Below are 21,887 nucleotides of genomic sequence, written 5' to 3' on the forward strand. Positions count from 1 at the left end.
TTTCGGACATTAAACAGTACCTGTATATACAAGTCAACGTAGGGCTTCCACCAAGCAACCAGGCGGATAAAGACCTTGAAAGGCGCTTTCCAGAGCGGACTCCTCAACAGGCCTCGCACCACCCCGGTTCACGGATTGCGGTGCCGGCACCAGGCCGGGGCCATGGAAGTGCTGCTGTATAGACAGGAATAAAACGACGCAAAGGCGCAGCAAACCCCGTGCCAGGCGCACTGGGGCGCGCCGGCAAGGCGGTCAGGTGTCGAAGAAGGAGGTGACGGTGGGGTAACGCAGGCGCAGGCGCAGCTCGCGTTTCAGGCGGCGGTTGTCGAGGCGGCGCGATTCGCTCATGAAGCTCAGCAGCGTCTTGTCGATCACTTCATGCGCCTGCCCGCGCGTGATGCGCGGCGGGCGCGGCAGGCCGCGGCGGTCGGCGACCAGGTCGAAGTAGTCGGCCATGCGCAGCTCGGTGTCGTCGCTGGCATGGACCACGCGCTGCGCGCGGCCGCGGAACAGCGCCGCGACCATGGTGCGCGCCAGGTCGTCGGCATGGATATGGCTGGTGTAGACATCGTCCTGCGGCACCAGCGCGGGCGTGCCGCGGTGCAGGCGCGCCAGCGGCAGGCGGTCTTTGGCATAAATGCCGGGGATGCGCACGATGCTGGCACGCCAGCCGGCATCGCGGCCGAAGCCGCGCACTGCCTGCTCGGCGGCCACGCGGCGGCGCGCGCGGGCGGTCTGGGGCCGCACGGCGTGGAATTCCGAGACCCGGGCGCCCTGCCGGTCGCCGTACACGCCCGACGTGCTGGCGTAGACAAACGCAGCGCGGGGCCTGCCCCGGTCGGGTAGAATGGCGGGCTCGCCGGGAAGCATGCCGGCCGACGTCCTGGCCTTGCGCCAGGCCGCCCGGCGCAAGGCGGCGAGCAAGGCACGCGTGCGCGGATCGCCTTCGCCCTGCCCGGGCGGCGGCGCCAGGTCCAGCACCTGCGTGGCCAGCCCGTGCAGCCGTGCCAGCGTGGCCGGCCGGTCCAGGTCCGCCACCAGCGGCACCGCGCCGGCGGCGCGCAGTTCAGCGCGGCGCGCCGGCTGTGAAGTCACGGCAAAGACACGCATGCGCGACGACAGGATTCGCAGGCAGCGCGTCCCCACATCCCCGCAGCCGACGATCAACAGGCGCGGGCGGCCCAGCCGGCGCGAAGGCGCCGGCAGCCGCGGGACTTGTGGGAGGCGCGAGGGCTGCAGCTTCGACAGAATTTGGCTCATAGACCGATTATGGCTTATCAAGTAACCGTCATGCCCAGCGGCCACAAGTTTGAAGTGGCAGCGGACGAAACCATCCTCGGCGCGGCCCTGCGCCACAGCATCGGGCTGCCCTACGGCTGCAAGAACGGCGCCTGCGGCTCGTGCAAGGGCCGCGTGCTCGAAGGCACCATCGTGCAGGGCGACCACGCCCCGGCGGCACTGACCGCGCAGGAGAAGACCGAGGGCCGCGCCCTGTTCTGCTGCGCCAACGCCGCCTCGGACGTCACCATCGAGTGCCGCGAAGTCCACGGCGCGGGCGACATCCCGATCAAGAAGGTGCCGTGCCGCGTGACCGCGATCGAGCGCCTGGCCGACGACGTGATCGCCATCAAGCTGCAGCTGCCGGCGACCGAGCGCATGCAGTACCTGGCCGGCCAGTACGTGGAATTCCTGCTGCGCGACGGCAAGCGCCGCAGCTATTCGATCGCCACGCCGCCGCATGCAGACGGCCCGATCGAACTGCATATCCGCCATATGCCCGGCGGCGCCTTCACCGACTATGTCTTCGGCGCCAGGGAAGGCCAGCCGGCCATGAAGGAGCGCGACATCCTGCGCTTCGAGGGCCCGCTGGGCAGCTTCTTCCTGCGCGAGAAGTCCGAGGCCCCGATCATCCTGCTGGCTTCCGGCACCGGCTTCGCGCCGATCAAGGCCATCGTCGAGCACGCCGCCTACACCGGCATCCAGCGCCCGATGACCCTGTACTGGGGCGGCCGCCGGCCCAAGGACCTGTACATGCACGCGCTGTGCGAGCAGTGGGCGCGCGAGCTGCCCAACTTCCGCTACGTGCCGGTGATCTCCGACGCGCTGCCTGAAGACAACTGGCAGGGCCGCACCGGCTTTGTCCACCAGGCCGTGATCGCCGACCATCCCGACCTGTCGGGCCACGAGGTCTATGCCTGCGGCGCCCCGGTGATGATCAATGCCGCGCGCGGCGACTTCACCCGCCAGTGCAAGCTGCACGAGGACGCGTTCTTCGCCGACTCGTTCACCTCCGAGGCCGACATGCACCCGGCCACTCCCGCGGCCTGAGGCCGCCCGAGAGCCGTTCCCTCAGCGCAACAATGCCCGGGCCAGCCAAAATTCGTTTTGACACCCGGGCGCATGCGCCTTATATTTGCCCGCATGCACATGACCTTCAACCGACGCCGCAGCTTCCGTACGTCGCTCCCCGCTGGGGTGCCGCGCGGCTGACCGTCGACTGCGTCTGTTCATGTCAACGAGCCACGGGCAACCCCCGTGGCTTTTTGTTTTTGTCCCGGTTGTTACGCCCGTCCGTCCATCGTTTAAAGCCGACCCCTGGAGTCCGCCATGGCATTTGCTGAGTATCCCGTCCAATCCCTGATGTACATCACCAACCGGCCCGAGCTCGTGTTCACCGAGGGCAAGGGCTCCTGGCTGACGGATCACAACGGCAAGCGATACCTGGACTTCGTGCAGGGCTGGGCAGTGAACTGCCTGGGCCATTCCAACCAGGGCATGATCGACGCGCTGGTGGCCCAGTCGCACCGGCTGATCAACCCGAGCCCGGCCTTCTACAACGAGCCGATGCTCAAGCTGGCCCGGCAGCTGACCGACCACAGCTGCTTCGACAAGGTCTTCTTCGCCAACAGCGGCGCCGAGGCCAACGAAGGCGCGATCAAGCTGGCGCGCAAATGGGGCCGCAAGCACAAGGACGGCGCCTTCGAGATCATCACCATGGACCACAGCTTCCATGGCCGCACGCTCGCCACCATGAGCGCGTCGGGCAAGGCCGGCTGGGACACCATCTTCGCGCCGCAGGTGCCGGGCTTCCCGCGCGCCGATCTCAACGACCTGGCCTCGGTGGAGAAGCTGATCACCGACAATACCGTCGGCATCATGCTGGAACCGGTGCAGGGCGAAGGCGGCGTGATCCCCGCCACGCGGGAGTTCATGCAGGGCCTGCGCGCGCTGGCCGACAAGCACAGGCTGCTGCTGATCGTCGATGAAGTGCAGACCGGCTGCGGCCGCTGCGGCACCCTGTTCGCCTACGAGCTGGCGGGCGTGGAGCCGGACATCATGACGCTGGGCAAGGGCATCGGCGGCGGCGTGCCGCTGTCGGCGCTGCTGTGCAAGGCCGAGGTCGCCAGCTTCGAGGCCGGCGACCAGGGCGGCACTTACAACGGCAACCCGCTGATGACCGCGGTGGGCAGCGCCGTGATCGAGCAGCTGACCGCGCCGGGCTTCCTCGACGACGTCAAGGCCAAGGGCGAATACCTGAGGGAACAGCTGCTGGCGCTGTCCGCCGAGTTCGGCCTGGCCGGCGAACGCGGCAACGGCCTGCTGCGCGCGCTGATGCTGGGCAAGGACATCGGCCCGCAACTGGTGGAAGAAGCCCGCGACATGGCACCGCAAGGCCTGCTGCTGAACGCGCCGCGCGCCAATTTGCTGCGCTTCATGCCGGCGCTGAACGTGACGCGCGAAGAGATCGACCAGATGATCGGCATGCTGCGCACGCTGCTGAAGAAGCTGGCCTGAGCCTGCTCATTCGCCAGACGGAAAAAAAGCCTCGCTCGCGCGAGGCTTTTTTCTTTGTGGTGCCGCAAAGGAGTGAGGGAGAGAGCCAGCGCCGCAGAACCCGCGCACGCCAGCCTGAGCAGGCGTTGCGCGGGGCCCCGCAGCAAGGGGAAAGGCCTTGCGCCTGCGTGCGCCTGCCCTCTCCCTCACCCCTCTTGCGGCGGGGTGGGAGGCGGCAGCGCGCGCCTTACTCGCCCAGGTAGGCGGCCCGCACCTTGGGATCGTCGAGCATCTGCTTGGCGTCCCCGCTCATGGTGATCAGGCCCGACTCCATCACATAGCCGCGGTGGGCAGCCTGCAGCGCCAGGCGCGCGTTCTGCTCCACCAGCAGCACGGTCACGCCCTGGCCCGAGATGTCGCGCACGACCTCGAAGATCTTCTCGACCATGATCGGCGACAGGCCCATCGATGGCTCGTCCAGCAGCAGCACCTTGGGCTGGCTCATCAGCGCGCGCGCCATTGCCAGCATCTGCTGCTCGCCACCGGACATGGTGCCCGCCAGCTGGTTGGCGCGTTCCTTCAGGCGCGGGAAGATGCCGAACATGCGCTCGACGTCGGCCTTGATGCCGGCGTCGTCGTTGCGCGTGTAGGCGCCCATCTGCAGGTTCTCGGTGATGGTCATGCGCGCGAACACGCCGCGGCCTTCCGGCACCATCGCCAGGCCCTGCTTAAGCAGCGCGTAGCTGGGCACGCCCTTGATCGACTTGCCCATGTATTCCACGTCGCCGCTGGCCCAGCCCTGCAGGCCGGTGATGGCCTTCATGGTGGTGGTCTTGCCGGCGCCGTTGGCGCCGATCAGCGTCACCAGCTCGCCGTCCCGGATTTCCAGGTCGATGCCCTTGACGGCCTGGATGCCGCCGTACGCGACCTTGAGGCCGGAGATCTTCAGTACTGTCTGTGTCATTGCTTGTCCTCCGGCCATCAGTGTGCCGATGCGCCGAGGTAGGCCTCGATCACCGCGGGGTTGTTCTGCACTTCGTGCGGCAGGCCCTGGGCAATCACCTTGCCGTAGTCCAGCACCGTCATGCGGTTGCACAGGCCCATCACCAGCTTCACGTCGTGCTCGATCAGCAGGATGGTCTTGCCATCGTTGCGGATCTTGTCGAGCAGTCCGCGCAGCTCCACCTTCTCGGTCGCATTCATGCCCGCGGCCGGTTCGTCCAGCGCCAGCAGCTTGGGCTCGGTCGCCAGCGCCCGCGCGATCTCGAGCCGGCGCTGGTGGCCGTAGGAGAGGTTGCGCGCGGTGAAGTTGGCGTACTTGCCGATGCCGACATAGTCGAGCAGGTCGTGCGCCATGTCCTCGATGCCCTCTTCCTCGCGGCGCACCGCGGGCGGGCGGAAGATCGCCCCGAACACGCCGGCCTTGGAGCGCACGTGGCGCCCCACCATCACGTTCTCGAGCGCGGTCATCTCGCCGAACAGGCGGATGTTCTGGAACGTGCGCGCGATGCCGGCCTTGGCCACCTCATGCACGGCGGTCGGCTGGTAGGGCTTGCCGCCCAGCACGAACTCGCCTGAATCCGGCGTGTACAGGCCGGTGATCACGTTGAAGAAGGTGGTCTTGCCGGCGCCGTTGGGGCCGATCAGCCCGTAGATCTCGCCCGGCTTGATCTGCAGGCCCACCTCGGACAGTGCCTGCAGGCCGCCGAAACGCTTGTTGACCCCCTGTACCGACAGGAGGAAATCGTTGTTGCTCATGTTGTCCTCCTGGTCAGAAACGGCCCACGCTGCCCGCACGGCGCACCACCGGGCGGTCTTCCTTGCGCGGCGACGGCCAGATGCCTGCCGGGCGATACAGCATGACGCCGACCAGGGCCAGGCCGAACAGCAGCTGGCGCAGCACTTCGGCATCGACGATGACATGGCCGAACAAGCCGGTCTGCATCGGCTCCGCCACCACGCGCAGCAACTCCTGGAAGCCCACCAGCAGGACGCCGCCCAGGATCACGCCCGGGATATGGCCCATGCCGCCGAGCACCACGATGGCCAGCACGTAGATCGATTCCCACAGCGTGAACGATTCCGGCGACACGAAGCCCTGGAATGCGCCGAACACCGCGCCCGAGGCGCCGCCGAACGAAGCGCCCATGGCGAAGGCCAGCAGCTTGATGTTGCGGGTGTTGATGCCCATTGCCTTGGCGGCGATCTCGTCTTCGCGGATGGCCACGAAAGCGCGGCCGATACGCGAGGTCTGCAGCCGCAGGCTCACGAACACGATCACGATGACCAGGAACACCAGCAGGTAGTAGTACATGAACACCGGCGTGAACTTGAGTCCGAAGATCTCGTGCGACTTCGAGAAGTCGAAGCCGAAGATATGGACCGGGTCCACCGCGGTGATGCCCTTGGGCCCGTTGGTGATGTTGACCGGGCGGTCAAGGTTGTTCATGAAGATGCGGACGATCTCGCCGAAGCCCAGCGTCACGATGGCGAGGTAGTCGCCGCGCAGCTTCAGCGTTGGCGCCCCGAGCAGCACGCCGAAAGTGGCGGCTACCAGGATCGCGATCGGCAACACGAACCACATCGACAGGTGGATGCCGGTGGGGAACAGTTGCTGGATCCACTCGAACTGGTTCGCCAGGTGGGGCGAGCCCAGCAGCGCCATCAGGTAGGCGCCGACCGCGTAGAACGCGATATAGCCCAGGTCAAGCAGGCCGGCAAAGCCCACCACGATGTTCAGGCCCAGCGCCAGCATGATGTACAGCAGCGCGAAGTCCAGCACGCGGACCCAGTAGTTGCCGCCCAGGGTCTGGACGAAGAACGGTGCGCACAGGGCGATCACCAGGAAGCCAATCAGTGCGGCCAGGGTCTTGGCCGGCACCTTGGTGGGCGCCGCGACGGCTGCCGTGGATGGAATCGGAGTATTCATGGATTCGCTCTCCTCAGGCGCGATCCGCCACGCGTTCGCCCATGACGCCGGACGGACGGAAGACGAGCACGGTGATCAGCACGATAAAGGCAAAGACGTCCTGGTAGTTCGAACCGAAGACGCCGTTGGTCAGGTCGCCGATATAGCCGGCGCCGAGCGCTTCGATCAGGCCCAGCAGCATGCCGCCGACCATGGCGCCAGCCAGGTTGCCGATGCCGCCCAGCACTGCGGCGGTAAACGCCTTCAGGCCGGGGATGAAGCCCATGTAGAAGTGGGCATTGCCGTAGTTGGTGGCCATCATCACGCCGGCCAGCGCGGCCAGCGTGGCGCCGATCATGAAGGTGGCGGAAATGACGAAATTGGGGTTCACGCCCATCAGGCCGGCCACCTTCTGGTTCTCGGCGGTGGCGCGCATGGCGCGGCCGAGCTTGGTGCGGTTGACCAGGGCCAGCAGGCCGGACATCACCATCACGGCCATGCCGATGATGACCATTTCCTTGCCGGTGATGGTGGCGCCGGTCGTGCCGATGTCGATCGGCTCAGACGGCAGCAGCTGCGGGAAGGTCAGCGGGTTGCGCGACCAGATCAGCATGCCCATCGTCTGCAGGATGATGGAGACGCCGATGGCGGTGATCAGCGGGGCCAGCCGTGGCGCATTGCGCAAGGGCCGGTAGGCGATCCGCTCGATCGAATAGGACAGGATCGCGCAGACCGGCATCGCGACCAGCGTGGCGATCACCAGCGTCAGCCATTCAGGCAGGCCGGGGGCGAACTTCTGCAATCCGAGGATGGCTGACAGGGCGGTCAGCGCGCCGATCATCAGCACATCGCCGTGGGCGAAGTTGATGATGCCGAGAATACCGTAGACCATGGTGTAGCCCAGTGCGATCAGCGCATAGATGCTGCCGAGCACCAGACCGTTCACGATCTGCTGGATAAAGATATCCATGAAAACTCCTGCTTCAGTCCCGGACCTTGCGGCATGGTGTGGATGCCGGGGGGGGACCATGGTGTGTAATGGGTAACGTTGCGGTGGTTGGTTTGCTGGTAAGCGACCTGCCCTGCTCCATCCATGGTAAGGATGCTTCTACATTAGGCGAGGCTAAAAAGAACGGCACCGCAAAATACTCACGGTGCCGTTCGGATGGGCCGGTAAGCCCAGATTACATCTTCACGACGTCGAGGACGGACTTCTTCTTGTCCTTGTACTCGTACAGCGTGATGGTGCCTTCCTTCATGTCGCCCTTCTCGTCGAAGGCGATATTGCCGATCACGCCCTTGTAATTGGTCTTGGGCATTTCGGCCAGGATGGCAGCCGGCTCGGTCGAGTTGGCGCGCTTCATGGAGTCGACCACGACCATCACGGCGTCATACGTGAACGGTGCGTAGATCTGCACCGGGGCGTTGAAGCGAGCCTGGTAGCGCTTGTTGAACTCGGCGCCGGTCTCCATCTTCGACAGGGCCAGGCCTGCTTCCGAGCAGATGATGTTCGACACGGCATCGCCGGCCAGTTCAGCCACCTTGTCGGTACAGACGCCGTCGCCGCCGACGATCTTGGCGCCGATGCCAAGTTCCTTGGCCTGCTTGGCGAACGGGCCGCCGGTGGCGTCCATGCCGCCGTACATGATGACGTCAGGCTTCTTGCCCTTGATCTTGGTCAGAATGGCCTTGAAGTCGGTGGCCTTGTCGTTGGTGGCTTCACGCGCCACCACGTTCACGCCGGCCGCCTTCGCGGTCTTCTCGAACTCGTCGGCCAGGCCCTTGCCGTAGGCGGTGGCATCGTCGACGATGGCCACGCTCTTGGCATGCAGGGTCTTGGCGGCGTAGTTGGCCAGTGCCGGGCCTTGCTGGGCATCGGTGGCGACCACGCGGTAGGTGGTCTTGAAGCCCTGCTTGGTGTAGTCCGGGTTGGTCGACGACGGCGAGATCTGCACGATGCCGGCGTCGCTGTAGATCTTCGAGGCCGGGATCGACACGCCCGAGTTCAGGTGGCCGACCACTGCCACGACCTTGGCGTCGACCAGTTTCTGCGCCACGGAGGTGCCGGTCTTGGGGTCAGCGGCATCGTCTTCGCCGATCAGTTCCAGCTTGATCTTCTTGCCACCGATCTCCAGGCCGGTCTTGTTGACTTCTTCCACGGCCAGGCGGGCGCCGTTTTCGTTGTCCTTGCCAAGGTGCGCGATGCCGCCGGTCAGCGGGGCCGCGTGGCCGATCTTGACGACGACTTCACCGCCGCCCGCTGCAGGAGCGGCTGCCGCCGGCGCCGAAGGCGCCGCATCAGCCGGCTTCTCTTCCTTCTTGCCGCAAGCTGCTACCAGCGCCACTGCGGCCGCAATCGGCAGAATCTTGGCAAACGTGATTTGCATGAGTGATCTCCTAGGATTCACGAAGACAGGGATTTTCAACGCCTCCCGGACGTTTCCCTGGACCGCCTTTGTTTAGTTTCAATTTGAAACGCGCGCATTGTATCCCCTTTCTTAGTCGATGCAATACGCGACGCAACATCCTTAACCATTTACCGGTCAAATGAGCTAGGGAATTTCCCCAATGCACAGATTGCGGCAATTCCCGCTCACATGACGCGGCCGCCTCACCTACTTACAAGAATCGTGCCTGCGCCGCCCGATGGGGCGGATAAGCATCGCCGGCACCACCTATAATGCGCCTTTATTAATTAGGTGTTTCATTTAAATTCAGCTGCACCGTTCTCTAATGTGCAGAATGTAGCGCCGCACCATAATAGGGAAAACCCCAAACCGGGGGATTACCCTGATTTGTCTGATCCGCAGGACAGCCATGTATTACCTGCACCATCGCCGTGCATTATTCGCGCCGGCCGGCTGCAAATCGGGCGTACCAAAGACAAAGGGCGCCGCATCAAGCGGCGCCCTTGTTCAAGGCGGGGCTGGCAGGCGGGCACGGCCCGCACCGGATCAGGCGGCGGCGCTGGCCGGCAGCAGCCCGCGCGGCAGCGGGAAGGCCATGTTCTCTTCGATGCCGTCAAGCGGGCGCACCTGGCGCGCGCCAAGCTCACGCAGGCGCTCGACGATGGACTGGGCCAGCGCCTCGGGCGCCGAAGCCCCGGCGGTCAGGCCGATGCGGCGCTTGCCGGCGATCCATTCGGGGCGCACCTGCTCGGGGGCGTCCACCATATAGGCCGGCACGCCCAGGCGCTCGGCCAGCTCGCGCAGGCGGTTGGAATTGGAGCTGTTGGGGCTGCCCACCACGATCACCACCTCCACCTGCGGCGCCATGAACTTCACCGCGTCCTGGCGGTTCTGCGTGGCATAGCAGATGTCCTGCTTCTTGGGCTCGCGGATTTGCGCGAAGCGCGCCTTGAGCGCGGCCACGATCTCGCGGGTCTCATCCACCGACAGCGTGGTCTGGGTCACGTAGGCCAGCCGCGACGGGTCGGCAACCTGCAGCGTGGCGACGTCGGCCACCGACTCCACCAGCAGCATGCCGCTGCTGGCCTGGCCCATGGTGCCCTCCACTTCCGGATGGCCGCGATGCCCGATCATCACGATCTCGCAGCCCTCGGCGCGCATCTTGCTCACCTCGACATGCACCTTGGTCACCAGCGGGCAGGTGGCATCGAACACGTGCAGCCCGCGCGCGGCGGCGTCGGCACGCACTTCGCGCGACACGCCATGGGCGCTGAAGATGACGGTGGCGCCCGCGGGCACCTCGTCGAGCTCGCGCACGAACACCGCGCCCTTGCGGCGCAGGTCGGCCACCACATAGGCGTTGTGAACGATCTCGTGGCGCACGTAGATGGGCGCGCCGAAGCGCTCGAGCGCACGCTCGACGATCTCGATGGCACGATCCACGCCGGCGCAGAAGCCGCGCGGCTGCGCCATCAGGATTTCTGCGTCGGGTGCGGGGGTCAGGTCAGGCATGCTGCGGTATCAGGATGGTTCGGCACACGTGCGGCGCGCTCAGAGAATGCCGATCAGCTGCACGTCGAACAGGATGGTCTGCCCGGCCAGCGGATGGTTGAAGTCAAAGAGCGCGGCGGTCTCGCCGAACTCCTTGAGCACACCCGCGTACTTGCCGCCGCCGGGCGCGTTGAACTCAACCAGGTCGCCCGGGCTGTAGTCCTCTTCGAAGGAACTGTTCTCGCGCAGCGTGGCCAGCGACACCCACTGCAGCAGCTCGGGGTTGCGCGGGCCAAAGGCCTGCTCCGGCGCCAGCCGGTAGGTCATGCGCTCGCCTTCGGGCATGCCGAGCAGCGCCTGCTCCAGCGTCGGCGCGAACTGGCCCTGGCCGAGCAGCAGCGTGGCGGGCTTCTCCTCGAACGTGCTGACGACCTCGGTGCCGTTCTCGAGCGCGATGCTGTAGTGCAGGGTCAGGAAAGAGTCGGCCTGGACAGTCTTGCGGCCAGCCGTGCCGCCGTCGGTTTCCGACGCGAAAGTTTGCAAATTCATGGGTGATCAACCGGTCAACAACCCGTATTGTATTCGACTGGCCCATTGCCCGCCGCCCCGGGCCCGGCCTCACCCTCATCACGGCGTGACTACCCTGGAGTGCTCATGACCATTGCCAACTGGCCCGCCTGCGAGCGGCCCCGCGAGAAACTGATGGAAAGCGGCGCCGCCGCCCTGTCCGACGCCGAGCTGCTGGCCATCCTGCTGCGCGTGGGCGCTGCCGGAAAAAGTGCCGTGGACCTCGCACGCGAGCTGTTGCACCGCTTCGGCTCGCTGACAGCCCTGTTCGCGGCCGAGGGGCGCGCACTGACAAGCGTCCGGGGCATGGGCGAAACCAAGTATGCCCAGCTGCAGGCCATTCCGGAGCTGGCCCGGCGCGCGCTGGCTGAATCGCTGCGCCTGCCCACCGGCTTCGACGGCCCGGCGGCGGTGCGCAACTACCTGCGCCTGACGCTGGCGCCGCTGCCGCACGAGGTCTTCCTGTGCCTGTTCCTGGATCCGCGCAACCGCATGGTGGCCAGTGAAGAACTGTTCCGCGGCACGCTGACGCGCACCGCCGTCTACCCGCGCGAGGTGGCGCGCCAGGCCCTGGTGCATAATGCGGCCGGCATCATCGTCGCGCACAACCACCCGCGCGGCACCACCGCGCCGAGCCAGAGCGACATCCGCCTGACCCACGAACTGGCGCGCACCCTCGATCTGATCGACGTGCGGCTGCTCGACCATTTCATCGTGGCCGGCCAGGAAATCCGCTCGCTGGCCGACTGCTGCGACCGCCTGCCCGGGCTGTGACGCCAACGCCACGGCATATACAGCGCAGCAACACCGGATAACGCCAAAGCACAGAAGGCATTGATTCGGCGAGGGAATCCGGTCTATAATGCCCGTTTTGCTGAAGTCTCAACCGCTGCAGTCCGGGCCCGCGCGCCTTTTGTTGATCTGTTGCGAACATTGTCCACGAATAGAAGATTTAGGAGTGCTTCATGGCACGCGTCTGTCAAGTGACCGGGAAAGCGCCGATGGTCGGCAACAACGTTTCCCACGCAAACAACAAGACCAAGCGCCGTTTTCTGCCCAACCTGCAGAATCGTCGTTTCTTCGTTGAATCCGAAAACCGCTGGGTGAGCCTGCGCGTCTCGAACGCCGGCCTGCGCCTGATCGACAAGAAAGGCATCGACTCCGTGCTCGCCGACCTGCGCGCACGCGGCGAAGTCTAATTAGGAGCACATCATGGCAAGCAAGGGCGGCCGCGACAAGATCAAGCTGGAATCGACCGCAGGTACGGGTCATTTCTACACGACCACCAAGAACAAGCGCACCATGCCGGAAAAGATGGAGATCATGAAGTTCGATCCCGTCGCCCGCAAGCACGTCGCTTACAAGGAAACCAAGATCAAGTAATTGATCCCGGTTCCCGCCAGAAAGCCCCGCCATGCCGCGGGGCTTTTTGTTGCCTGCGCGCCGCGCAGGCCCGCGCGGCGATAAGCGCCCACCCCCACGCGACGCGCTGATGCGCGGGATGGCGCTTCAGGTGTAGACTTTCCCGTTTCCTCCTTTTTGCCTGGCGCCCCCCAGCGCACTCCGCACCATGAATTTCGACGTCGCCATCGTCGGCAGCGGCCTGGCCGGCCTTACGGTCGCGCTGCAACTGGCCGACACCCACCGGGTGGCCATCCTCAGCAAGCGCGCCATGACCCAGGGCGCCAGCGACTGGGCGCAGGGCGGTATTGCCGCCGTGCTGGATTCCGGCGACAGCCATGACGAGCATACGCAGGACACGCTCGTCGCCGGTGCGGGGTTGTGCGACGAAGAGGCCACGCGCTTCATCGTGGAGCATGGGCGCGAGGCCATCCAGTGGCTGATCGACCGCGGCGTGCCGTTCACGCGCGACGAGCAGGCCGAACTGGGCTTCCACCTGACGCGCGAAGGCGGCCACAGCCGCCGGCGCATCATCCACGCCGCCGACGCCACCGGCCATGCCGTGGTCAGCACGCTGCTGCAGCAGGCCATGCAGCACCCGAACATCACCATCCTGGAAGACCACTTCGCGATCGACCTGATCACCTCGCGCAAGCTGGGGCTGCCGGGCAACCGCTGCTACGGCCTGTACGTACTGGACGACAGCACCGGCGCGGTGCGCACCCTCACCGCCACGCACACCGTGCTGGCCGCGGGCGGTGCCGGCAAGGTCTACCTGTACACCACCAACCCGGATACGGCCACCGGCGACGGCATCGCCATGGCCTGGCGCGCGGGCTGCCGGGTTTCGAACATGGAGTTCATCCAGTTCCACCCGACCTGCCTGTACCACCCCTACGCCAAGTCCTTCCTGATCTCCGAAGCGGTGCGCGGCGAAGGCGGCCTGCTCAAGCTGCCCGATGGCACCCGCTTCATGCCCGAACACGATGCGCGCGCCGAACTGGCCCCGCGCGACGTGGTGGCGCGCGCGATCGACTTCGAGATGAAGAAGCGCGGCCTGGACTGCGTCTACCTGGACATCAGCCACCAGCCCGAATCCTTCCTGAAAGAACACTTCCCGACCATCCACGCGCGCTGCCTGGAGCTCGGCATCGACATCACGCGCGAGCCGATTCCCGTGGTGCCGGCCGCCCACTACACCTGCGGCGGCGTGGTCACCGACACCTCCGGGCGCACCGATATCGGCAATCTGTACGCGGTGGGCGAAACCGCCTGCACCGGCCTGCATGGCGCCAACCGGCTGGCCTCCAACTCGCTGCTCGAATGCATGGTGATCGGCCGCGCCGCGGCCGAGGACATCGCTTCCAAGGACAAGGCCGGCCTGCCTGACATCACGCTGCCGGCCTGGGATGAAAGCCGCGTCTCCGATGCCGACGAGGAAGTGGTGGTGTCGCACAACTGGGACGAGCTGCGCCGCATGATGTGGAACTACGTCGGCATCGTGCGCACCAGCAAGCGGCTGGAGCGCGCTCAGCACCGCATCGGCCTGCTGCGCGAGGAAATCGCCGAGTACTACGCCAACTTCCGCGTCACCAGCGACCTGCTGGAGCTGCGCAACCTGGTCGAAGTGGCCTCGCTGATCGTGGACAGCGCCTACTCGCGCCATGAAAGCCGGGGCCTGCACTTCAGCCGGGACTATCCGGATACCCTGCCCAAGGCGCTGCCGACGGTGATTCAGCCGCCAGCCACAAGGAAGCGCTGACGGCTGGCCAGGCAAAACAAAACGGGGTGGGGCCGCAAGGCCCCACCCCGTTTTGCTGGTATCGCGCGAAGCGTCAGCCGATGATCCGCAGCGAATAGTCCGTCGCCCGCACGTCCTTGGTCAGCACACCAACCGAGATCCGGTCCACGCCGGTTTCGGCAAAGGTGCGGATAGTATCGGCATTGACGCCGCCCGACACCTCCAGCAGCGCCCTGCCCCGGTTGATCCTGACCGCATCCTGCATCATCGGCACGGTGAAGTTATCGATCAGCACCGACTTCGCACCGGCCGCAAGCGCTTCTTCCAGTTCGGCCAGCGTTTCCACCTCGATCTGCACCGACGCCCTGGTATCGAGCGCCAGCGCCGCCTGCATGGCCGCGCTGATGCTGCCAGCCGCCGCGATATGGTTTTCCTTGATCAGGATGCCGTCGTACAGCGCCAGCCGCTGGTTCTCGCCGCCGCCGATGCGGACCGCGTACTTCTGCGCCAGGCGCAGGCCCGGCAACGTCTTGCGCGTGTCCAGCACGCGCGCGCGGGTGCCGGCGATGAGGTCGGTATAGCGGCGCGTGGCGGTGGCCACGCCCGACAGCAGTTGCAGGAAATTCAGGGACGGGCGCTCCGCCGTCAGCAGCGAGCGCGCCGGGCCGGTGATCTCGCAGACCACCGAATCGGGCGCCATGCGGGCACCTTCCTGCTGCAGCCAGTGCACTTCCAGCGCCGGGTCGACCGCACGCATGCAGGCATCGAACCACGGCTGGCCGCACAGCACTGCGGACTCGCGCACGATCACGCGCGCGCGTGCCGCCTTGGCCGCAGGCACCAGCAGGCCGGTCAGGTCGCCGCTGCCGACATCCTCGTCAATGGCGGCCTGCACATTGGCTTGCAGCGCTGCCTGCAGCGCCGGGCCGTAGCTGTCGAAAATCGAATTCACGCTCATGCCGGGCCAATCCCCTGGAACAGCGCCTGTTCCTTGGCCAGGTCTGCCGACGGACGCACATTGCGCTTCTGCGCGGCGGCGAAGTCCAGCATGCGGTTGATGCAGGTCACCGCCTGGCGCCCGATCACCGGGTCGACATGGATCTCGTTGCGGCCGGTTTCCAGCACCTCGGCCAGGTTGGTGAGCGCGTTCATGGCCATCCACGGGCAGTGCGCGCAGCTCTTGCAGGTCGCGCTGTTGCCGGCCGTGGGCGCTTCAATGAAGTGCTTGCCGGGCGCCGCCATGCGCATCTTGTGCAGGATGCCGTTGTCGGTGGCGACGATGAACTCGGTCGCGTCCAGCTTCTGTGCGGCCTCGATCAGCTGCGAGGTCGAGCCGACCACGTCGGCCTGTGCCACCACGTTTTCCGGCGATTCCGGGTGCACCAGGATCTTGGCGTTGGGGAATTCGCGGCGCAGCAGGTCCAGCTCGATGCCCTTGAACTCGTCGTGCACCAGGCACGAGCCCTGCCACAGCAGCATGTCGGCACCGGTCTGCTTCTGGATATAGCTGCCCAGGTGCTTGTCCGGCGCCCACAGGATCTTCTTGCCCTGCGCATGCAGGTGCTCGACGATCTTCAGGCCGATGCTGGAGGTCACCATCCAGTCCGCGCGCGCCTTCACGGCGGCGCTGGTGTTGGCGTAGACCACCACGGTGCGGTCCGGGTGCGCATCGCAGAAGGCGGCGAACTCATCGGCCGGGCAACCCAGGTCGAGCGAGCAGGTCGCGTCCAGGTCCGGCATCAGCACGGTCTTCTCGGGGCTCAGGATCTTGGCGGTCTCGCCCATGAAGCGCACGCCCGCCACCACCAGGGTCCGGGCCTCGTGGTCGCGGCCGAAGCGGGCCATTTCCAGGGAGTCGGAGACGCAGCCGCCGGTTTCCTCGGCCAGGTCCTGCAGGTCGGCGTCGACGTAATAGTGCGCCACCAGCACCGCATTGCGCTCCTTGAGCAGGCGGCGAATACGCATCTTCAGGGACTGGCGCTCGTCGGGCGTCAGCACCGGCGGCACCTTGGCCCAGGCATGGGCCACGCAGCTGCTGCCAGTGGCGTTTTCGGCATCCGCCAGGTTCGGCTTTTCGAACTCGACGGTCTTGATCGATTGTGGGGTCATCTCCGGTACTCCTCTAGACCTTCGCCAGCAAGGATGCGGCCCGGCCAGAATATTGGGGAGTTTATCTAAAACAAAAGCCCCGCCATGGGCGGGGCTTTGTCAAACCATACGGCGCGGCCGGATTGTATCAGGCGTAGCGGCGCAGGCGCAGCGAGAAATCTTGCAGCGCCTGGATGCCACTGGCCTCGGCACGATGGCACCAGGCCTGCAGCTGCTGCAGCAGCTGCTCGCGCGTCAGGTTGGAACGGCCCCAGATGGCGGCCAGTTCACGGCGCATTTCGACGAAGGTCTGCAGCGCCTTGTTCTGTTCGACGATGCTGGCCAGCTGTTCGCGCTGCGGCGCGGCCAGCTTGGTTTCCTCGCGGTGGAACCACTTGCTGGCGGGCTTGAAGCTGCGGTACTCGGCCACGCGGCCTTCCTTGAGCTTTTCCAGTTCCTGGCGGAACGCGCCCTTGACGGCCTTGGCGTAGCGCGCCATCACGTCATAGCGGTTGGCGATGATCGCTTCCAGCGTGTTGTGGTCAACCGGGCGGGCTTCCACCAGGCGCGCCTTGGGCGGGGTCTTCTTGACCTTGGCCAGGCCGACTGCCTGCATCGCGCGGATATAGCCCCAGCCCACATCGAACTCATACCACTTGATCGAGAACTTGGCCGAGGTCGGGTAGGTGTGGTGGTTGTTGTGCAGCTCTTCGCCGCCAATGATCAGGCCCCACGGCGACACGTTGGTCGAGGCGTCCTCGCAATCGTAGTTGCGATAGCCCCACCAGTGGCCCAGGCCATTGATGATGCCGGCGGCATGGATCGGGATCCACAGCATCTGCACGGCCCAAACGGTCATGCCGATCACGCCGAACAGCGCCAGGTCGATGATCAGCATCAGGCCGACACCCTGCCAGCCGAAGCGCGAGTACACATTGCGCTCGACCCAGTCATTGGGGCAGCCATGGCCAAACTTGGCGATGGTTTCCTTGTTCTTGGATTCGGCACGATACAGCTCCGCTCCCTCCAGCAGCACCTTGCGGATGCCGCGGGTCTGCGGGCTGTGCGGATCTTCTTCGGTTTCGCACTTGGCGTGGTGCTTGCGGTGGATGGCGGTCCACTCGCGCGTGACCATGCCCGTGGTCAGCCAGAGCCAGAAGCGGAAGAAATGCTGGGCGATCGGGTGCAGATCCAGCGACCGGTGCGCCATGCAGCGGTGCAGGAAGATGGTGACACTGGCGATCGTGATATGCGTCATCACGAGCGTGTAGATGACGATCTCCCACCAGGTCCAGTTGGCAAGGCCGTTGGCGGCCCAGTCAAGAATAGTGTCGAACAAACTGTTCTCCGTCGGTTAAACAGGGACTTTCCCGTGCAGCCCGGCGGGGCCGGTGCACGCAACGCGCAGAAAAAAGGCTGCGAATCCAAGTGATTGCGATAGCTTTCTGGCGCCTGCCACGGGACCCGAAGTCATTCCGGGCTCCCAGGCACACGAGTCTCGCGCCGGCGCCGGGATGGCCCTGCGCTGGCGGGACAAGGTACGAGCCGCTGCAATCTGGCGGCTGTCTGATGTGGGAGCGTGCGCTGCAACCTGAGGCTGCAACCCGCGACAACCCGGCATTCTACCGGATCGCGCGACGCGCAAGCATACGCTATTTCCCGGATTTGGACGGGGCGCCACAGTTTTCGTTCCGTGAGTGGCGCATGCTGCGCCCATCTTGCGGTCTATGCGGCACTCGCCGCATTCGCTGCATCCGCTACCGCCTTAGATGGGGGCAGATCGTTGCCGGGCAAGGGTGCCTCGCCCAGCACGCGAAGTTCACGCTGCGGATAGGGGATGGAAATCCCATGCTCGCGCAGCGTGCGCCAGATCGCGCGGTTCATCGCCGACTGCACGCCCAGCTTGCCGTTCTGCGGATCGGCCACGAAGACCGCAACCTCGTACTCGATGCCGCTGTCGGCAAACAGCACCAGGAAAGCGGCGGGCTCCGGGTCGGGCAGCACGCGCGGCAGGTCGCGCACGCATGCGGTCAGCAGCGTGATCACCGTTTCCGGATCGGCGTTGTAGTCTGCCTGCACCCGGGTAGCCACGCGCACATTGGTATTGGAAAACGAATGGTTCTGCACCGGCTGCGCCACCAGTTGCTCGTTCGGCACCAGGGTTTCGCCATCGCCGTTGCGCACCACCGTATAGCGGGTGCGGATCTGCGACACGATGCCGGTGTACTTGTCCACCGTGATCTGGTCGCCCAGCTTGACCGAGCGGTCCAGCAGGATGATGAAGCCGGAGATGTAGTTGCTGGCGATCTTCTGCAAACCCAGCCCCAGGCCCACGCCCAGCGCGCCGCCGAACACCGACAGCACGGTCAGGTCGATCCCCACCAGCGACAGGCTCAGCAGCAGCGACACCAGCAGCAGCAAGGCCTTGGAGATGCGCGTCAGCACCACCTTCAGGTTGCCGTCGAGGTTGGCCGAGCGCATCAGCCGCTCTTCCAGCCAGGAACCGAACCACAGCGCCACCAGCACCGTCAGCAGGATCCAGACCACTGCCATCAGGGTCTCGGCCAGGCTGATCTTCTGCTTGCCGCCGATCGCGAAGCGCACGCCCTGCATCCACGCCACCACGTCCGCCAGCACGCCCAGCACGTACAACGCCATGCCGGCCCACACCAGCGTGGTCAGCACCTTCTCCACCAGCAGCAGCATGCCATGCAGCTGGCCGCTGCCCGACATCACCCGGCGCAGCACATAGAAGGTGAAATTCAGGAAGGTGATGCCGAACAGCGGCACCAGCGCCAGGCGCAGCACGCTGATCGGGATCAGCGGCTCCAGCGCAAAGCGGGCCATCAGCACCAGCACCCAGCCGGCCAGCGGGAACATGGCGCGCTCGAGGCTGGCGGCGGCAAAGCGCACGGAAAAGCTTGAGCCTTGGTAGCGCGCTTCCAGGCGTCGCACCACGAAGCGCGCCAGCGGCCATGCCACCAGCAGGCAGCCGGCCAGCACCAGCAACTGCCAGAAGAAGCCCGGCCCGCCTGCGTCGCGGATCAGGTCGTCCAGCATCTTGCCGAACATGGAAGGGGAGGCCTTCAGGTCTTTCAGGCCCCCCAGGTCGGACAGGGTCTCACCGTTCATCGAGGAAACTCAGGGTTGGCGCGGCCGCCCGCGCGATCGGCGGGCGGCCCGGCAGGCACCGGCGTTCAGCTGGTGCGTTCCAGCACCGCGGCAAAGAACCCGTCGGTCTGGTGCAGGTGCGGATACAGGGCAAACATGCCGTTGTCCGGCAGCCCGGTCACTTCGATCTTCTGCTCGGCCAGCACTTCGGCGGCCGGCACCAGGCGGAAGTTGGGGTGCGCAGCCAGGAACTCGCGCACGATCTGCTCGTTTTCGGCTTCCAGCACGCTGCAGGTCGCGTAGACCACGCGGCCGCCGCCCTTCACCAGCCGCGCGGCCGAGTCCAGGATCGCGCTCTGCTTGGCAGTCAGTTCCAGCACCGACTCCGGCGATTGCCGCCATTTCAGGTCGGGGTTGCGGCGCAACGTGCCCAGGCCGCTGCAGGGCGCGTCGACCAGCACGCGGTCGGCCTTGCCGGCCAGGCGCTTGATCTTGGCGTCGCGCTCGGAGTCGATCAGCACCGGATGGACGTTGGACAGCCCGCTGCGCGCCAGCCGCGGCTTCAGGTTGGCCAGGCGCTTTTCCGATACGTCAAAGGCATAGAGCCGGCCGGTCGAGCGCATCGCCGCGCCCAGCGCCAGGGTCTTGCCGCCCGCGCCGGCACAGAAGTCGACAACCATCTCGCCGCGCTTGGGTGCGACCAGGTTGCACAGCAGCTGGCTGCCCTCGTCCTGCACCTCGACCAGGCCGTTGACGAAGATCGGCAACTGGTTCAGTGCCGGCTTGCCGGCCATGCGGATGCCGGCCGGCGCCATCGGCGTGGGCTCGGCGCCCAGGCCGGCGGCGTGCAGCTCGGCCAGCGCGGCCTCGCGGCTGGTCTTGGCCAGGTTGACGCGCAGGTCCAGCGGCGCCGGGCGCAGCAGCGCGTCGCCCAGGGCCGCGGCGAAGGCCTCGCCGTGGCCGCGCACCAGTTCGTCGTACAGCCACTCGGGCAGGTTGGCGCGCACGCGCGGCGCCAGGCTGGAGCGCTCGATCGTGGTCAGGCGGTCCAGCCACTCGGCTTCTTCGGGATGCAGGAACGGCGTCAGCGTGTCGCGGCCCAGGGTCGCGGCCAGGCCCAGCAGCGCCAGCCGGCGCGAGGTCGCGCCCGTGCCGCTTTCGGCAAACTGGGCAAACTCGACGCGCCGGCGCAGCACCGCATAGATGGCCTCGGCGATGATGCCGCGCTCGCGGTGGCCAAGCTTGCTGTTCTCGCGGAAGTAATAGCTCACCACGGCATCGGCCGGGCGCGCAAACAGCATCACCTTGCCCAGCAGGCGGTCGATATGCTGGATATGGGTGGCATGCAGGCCGCCATGCGAGCGGACCGGGGCACCGTTGGCATTGGGCGACTTGCGGATGGGGCTGCCCTTGCCCTTGCTGCGCGCGGGGGCATGTCCTTCGCTGCGCGGGGATCGGGTTCCTGCCTGGGTGCGACTCATGCCTTGACTCCTCCCGCCGGGGTAGTGGCGGAGATGGCCATCAGCAATTGCGATTCGGCCGGGTTGATAACGTTGACTACGCCGTCCTGCAGTTGCAGGCGGTCCTCGACGAACCATTGCACGGCGCGGGGATAGATCACGTGCTCGCATTCGAGCAGGCGCGCGGCCAGGCTCTCGGGCGTGTCCGCGGGTTGCACATCAAGTGCAGCCTGGATCACGATCGGGCCATGGTCGAGTTCTGGGGTGACAAAGTGCACGGTGGCGCCATGCAGTTTGACGCCGGCGTCCAGCGCCTGCTTGTGGGTGTTCAGGCCCGGGAAGCATGGCAGCAGCGACGGATGGATATTCAGCAGCCGGCCCGCATAGCGGTCGACGAAGCCGGGCGTGAGTATACGCATGAAACCGGCCAATACCACCAGGTCGGGCGCGTGGGCGTCGATGGCCTCGGCCAAAGCCGCATCAAAAGCGGCACGGTCAGGGTGCTGGCGATGGTCGACCACGCCGGTTTCGATGCCATGCTGCTGCGCGAATTGCAGCCCGGCGGCGTCCGGCCGGTTCGACAGTACTGCCGCCACCCGGGCGGGCCAGCCGCCACCCGCGCAGGCACGGACGATGGCTTCCATATTGGAGCCCCGCCCGGAAATCAAGATGACAATTTTTTTCATCGCGCAATTCTACCAAGGCAAGGCGCTAAACTCTGGTAAAGCCAACGCATTACGTGCTTAATTCACGAGATTCGGACAGGGCGCGATGTGTCTAACATGTGACGGCATGCCCGTATACCCCCGATTGATGGATTGTGACGCTTCGCCCCCTCTGCTAGAGTGGGCGCTACGTCCACGCGCCAACCCTGTGCATGACACAGTGCTCGCCAAGAGCTGGTGACAACAAGGACGAAACGGGAATTTGAACGGGAA

At 65.9% G+C, this 21,887-nt stretch carries 20 protein-coding genes; 6 read left to right on the forward strand and 14 right to left on the reverse strand.

Annotated features, from left to right (window positions below):
• Nucleotides 1–252: 252 nt before the first annotated feature.
• A complete protein-coding gene (locus AC3WLF_RS09230) occupies nucleotides 253–1,260 on the reverse strand; it encodes an NAD-dependent epimerase/dehydratase family protein (protein ID WP_492319671.1) in 1,008 nt (335 codons plus the stop codon).
• 9 nt (nucleotides 1,261–1,269) lie between these two features.
• Here AC3WLF_RS09230 and AC3WLF_RS09235 point away from each other — a divergent pair, with 9 nt between their 5' ends.
• Nucleotides 1,270–2,328: a CDP-6-deoxy-delta-3,4-glucoseen reductase gene (locus AC3WLF_RS09235; protein WP_492358111.1), complete on the forward strand. Its 1,059-nt coding sequence runs from the start codon at nucleotides 1,270–1,272 to the stop codon at nucleotides 2,326–2,328.
• A gap of 279 nt (nucleotides 2,329–2,607) precedes the next feature.
• A complete protein-coding gene (locus AC3WLF_RS09240; protein ID WP_492356539.1) occupies nucleotides 2,608–3,795 on the forward strand; it encodes an acetylornithine transaminase in 1,188 nt (395 codons plus the stop codon).
• 226 nt (nucleotides 3,796–4,021) lie between these two features.
• Here the strand turns inward: AC3WLF_RS09240 and AC3WLF_RS09245 are convergent, their stop codons facing one another.
• From AC3WLF_RS09245 to AC3WLF_RS09275, 7 genes are all read right to left on the reverse strand, one after another.
• A complete protein-coding gene (locus AC3WLF_RS09245; RefSeq protein ID WP_492319668.1) occupies nucleotides 4,022–4,738 on the reverse strand; it encodes an ABC transporter ATP-binding protein in 717 nt (238 codons plus the stop codon).
• Nucleotides 4,739–4,755: 17 nt separating this feature from the next.
• Entirely contained in the window at nucleotides 4,756–5,532 is a 777-nt protein-coding gene (locus tag AC3WLF_RS09250) for an ABC transporter ATP-binding protein (protein WP_492319667.1), read from the reverse strand.
• Between the two features lie 13 nt (nucleotides 5,533–5,545).
• Nucleotides 5,546–6,703 carry an ABC transporter permease subunit gene (locus AC3WLF_RS09255; protein ID WP_010814974.1) on the reverse strand — a complete coding sequence of 386 codons (1,158 nt, stop codon included), beginning with the start codon at nucleotides 6,701–6,703 and terminating at the stop codon, nucleotides 5,546–5,548.
• Between the two features lie 13 nt (nucleotides 6,704–6,716).
• The gene (locus AC3WLF_RS09260; RefSeq protein WP_492358112.1) at nucleotides 6,717–7,652 is read right to left on the reverse strand and encodes a branched-chain amino acid ABC transporter permease; all 936 of its coding nucleotides are present in this window, start codon (nucleotides 7,650–7,652) and stop codon (nucleotides 6,717–6,719) included.
• Between the two features lie 214 nt (nucleotides 7,653–7,866).
• Nucleotides 7,867–9,069, reverse strand: coding sequence for a branched-chain amino acid ABC transporter substrate-binding protein (locus AC3WLF_RS09265; RefSeq protein ID WP_492319666.1), 1,203 nt, complete (start codon nucleotides 9,067–9,069; stop codon nucleotides 7,867–7,869).
• A 567-nt stretch (nucleotides 9,070–9,636) separates the two neighbouring features.
• Nucleotides 9,637–10,602 carry a 4-hydroxy-3-methylbut-2-enyl diphosphate reductase gene (ispH, locus tag AC3WLF_RS09270; RefSeq protein WP_492319665.1) on the reverse strand — a complete coding sequence of 322 codons (966 nt, stop codon included), beginning with the start codon at nucleotides 10,600–10,602 and terminating at the stop codon, nucleotides 9,637–9,639.
• A 39-nt stretch (nucleotides 10,603–10,641) separates the two neighbouring features.
• Nucleotides 10,642–11,130 carry an FKBP-type peptidyl-prolyl cis-trans isomerase gene (locus AC3WLF_RS09275; RefSeq protein WP_010814978.1) on the reverse strand — a complete coding sequence of 163 codons (489 nt, stop codon included), beginning with the start codon at nucleotides 11,128–11,130 and terminating at the stop codon, nucleotides 10,642–10,644.
• 105 nt (nucleotides 11,131–11,235) lie between these two features.
• Between AC3WLF_RS09275 and radC the strand changes: the two genes are divergently transcribed.
• The 4 genes from radC (at nucleotide 11,236) to nadB (ending at nucleotide 14,311) form a co-directional block, all read left to right on the forward strand.
• A complete protein-coding gene (radC, locus tag AC3WLF_RS09280) occupies nucleotides 11,236–11,922 on the forward strand; it encodes a RadC family protein (RefSeq protein WP_492351193.1) in 687 nt (228 codons plus the stop codon).
• Nucleotides 11,923–12,113: 191 nt separating this feature from the next.
• On the forward strand, nucleotides 12,114–12,347 hold the full coding sequence (gene rpmB, locus AC3WLF_RS09285) for a 50S ribosomal protein L28 (protein ID WP_006575661.1): 234 nt from the start codon (nucleotides 12,114–12,116) through the stop codon (nucleotides 12,345–12,347).
• Between the two features lie 13 nt (nucleotides 12,348–12,360).
• Nucleotides 12,361–12,531, forward strand: coding sequence for a 50S ribosomal protein L33 (gene rpmG, locus AC3WLF_RS09290; RefSeq protein WP_010814980.1), 171 nt, complete (start codon nucleotides 12,361–12,363; stop codon nucleotides 12,529–12,531).
• Between the two features lie 187 nt (nucleotides 12,532–12,718).
• Complete coding sequence (nadB, locus tag AC3WLF_RS09295; RefSeq protein WP_010814981.1) at nucleotides 12,719–14,311, forward strand: L-aspartate oxidase; 1,593 nt, start codon at nucleotides 12,719–12,721, stop codon at nucleotides 14,309–14,311.
• A 73-nt stretch (nucleotides 14,312–14,384) separates the two neighbouring features.
• Here nadB and nadC read toward each other — a convergent pair whose 3' ends face one another.
• From nadC to purN, 6 genes are all read right to left on the reverse strand, one after another.
• Complete coding sequence (gene nadC / locus AC3WLF_RS09300) at nucleotides 14,385–15,248, reverse strand: carboxylating nicotinate-nucleotide diphosphorylase (RefSeq protein ID WP_492358113.1); 864 nt, start codon at nucleotides 15,246–15,248, stop codon at nucleotides 14,385–14,387.
• Nucleotides 15,245–16,399, reverse strand: a complete 1,155-nt coding sequence (nadA, locus tag AC3WLF_RS09305; protein ID WP_492319662.1) for a quinolinate synthase NadA — start codon at nucleotides 16,397–16,399, stop codon at nucleotides 15,245–15,247. The genes nadC and nadA overlap by 4 nt, the downstream gene beginning before the upstream one ends.
• Nucleotides 16,400–16,526: 127 nt before the next feature.
• Nucleotides 16,527–17,717, reverse strand: a complete 1,191-nt coding sequence (locus AC3WLF_RS09310) for a DesA family fatty acid desaturase (protein WP_492319661.1) — start codon at nucleotides 17,715–17,717, stop codon at nucleotides 16,527–16,529.
• 386 nt (nucleotides 17,718–18,103) lie between these two features.
• The gene (locus tag AC3WLF_RS09315; protein ID WP_492351194.1) at nucleotides 18,104–19,510 is read right to left on the reverse strand and encodes a mechanosensitive ion channel family protein; all 1,407 of its coding nucleotides are present in this window, start codon (nucleotides 19,508–19,510) and stop codon (nucleotides 18,104–18,106) included.
• Nucleotides 19,511–19,575: 65 nt separating this feature from the next.
• Nucleotides 19,576–20,970: an RsmB/NOP family class I SAM-dependent RNA methyltransferase gene (locus tag AC3WLF_RS09320; RefSeq protein ID WP_492358114.1), complete on the reverse strand. Its 1,395-nt coding sequence runs from the start codon at nucleotides 20,968–20,970 to the stop codon at nucleotides 19,576–19,578.
• Complete coding sequence (gene purN / locus AC3WLF_RS09325; protein WP_492358115.1) at nucleotides 20,967–21,635, reverse strand: phosphoribosylglycinamide formyltransferase; 669 nt, start codon at nucleotides 21,633–21,635, stop codon at nucleotides 20,967–20,969. The genes AC3WLF_RS09320 and purN overlap by 4 nt, the downstream gene beginning before the upstream one ends.
• Between the last annotated feature and the right edge of the window lie 252 nt (nucleotides 21,636–21,887).

Source organism: Cupriavidus sp. FW306-01-F10A, assembly GCF_058782785.1.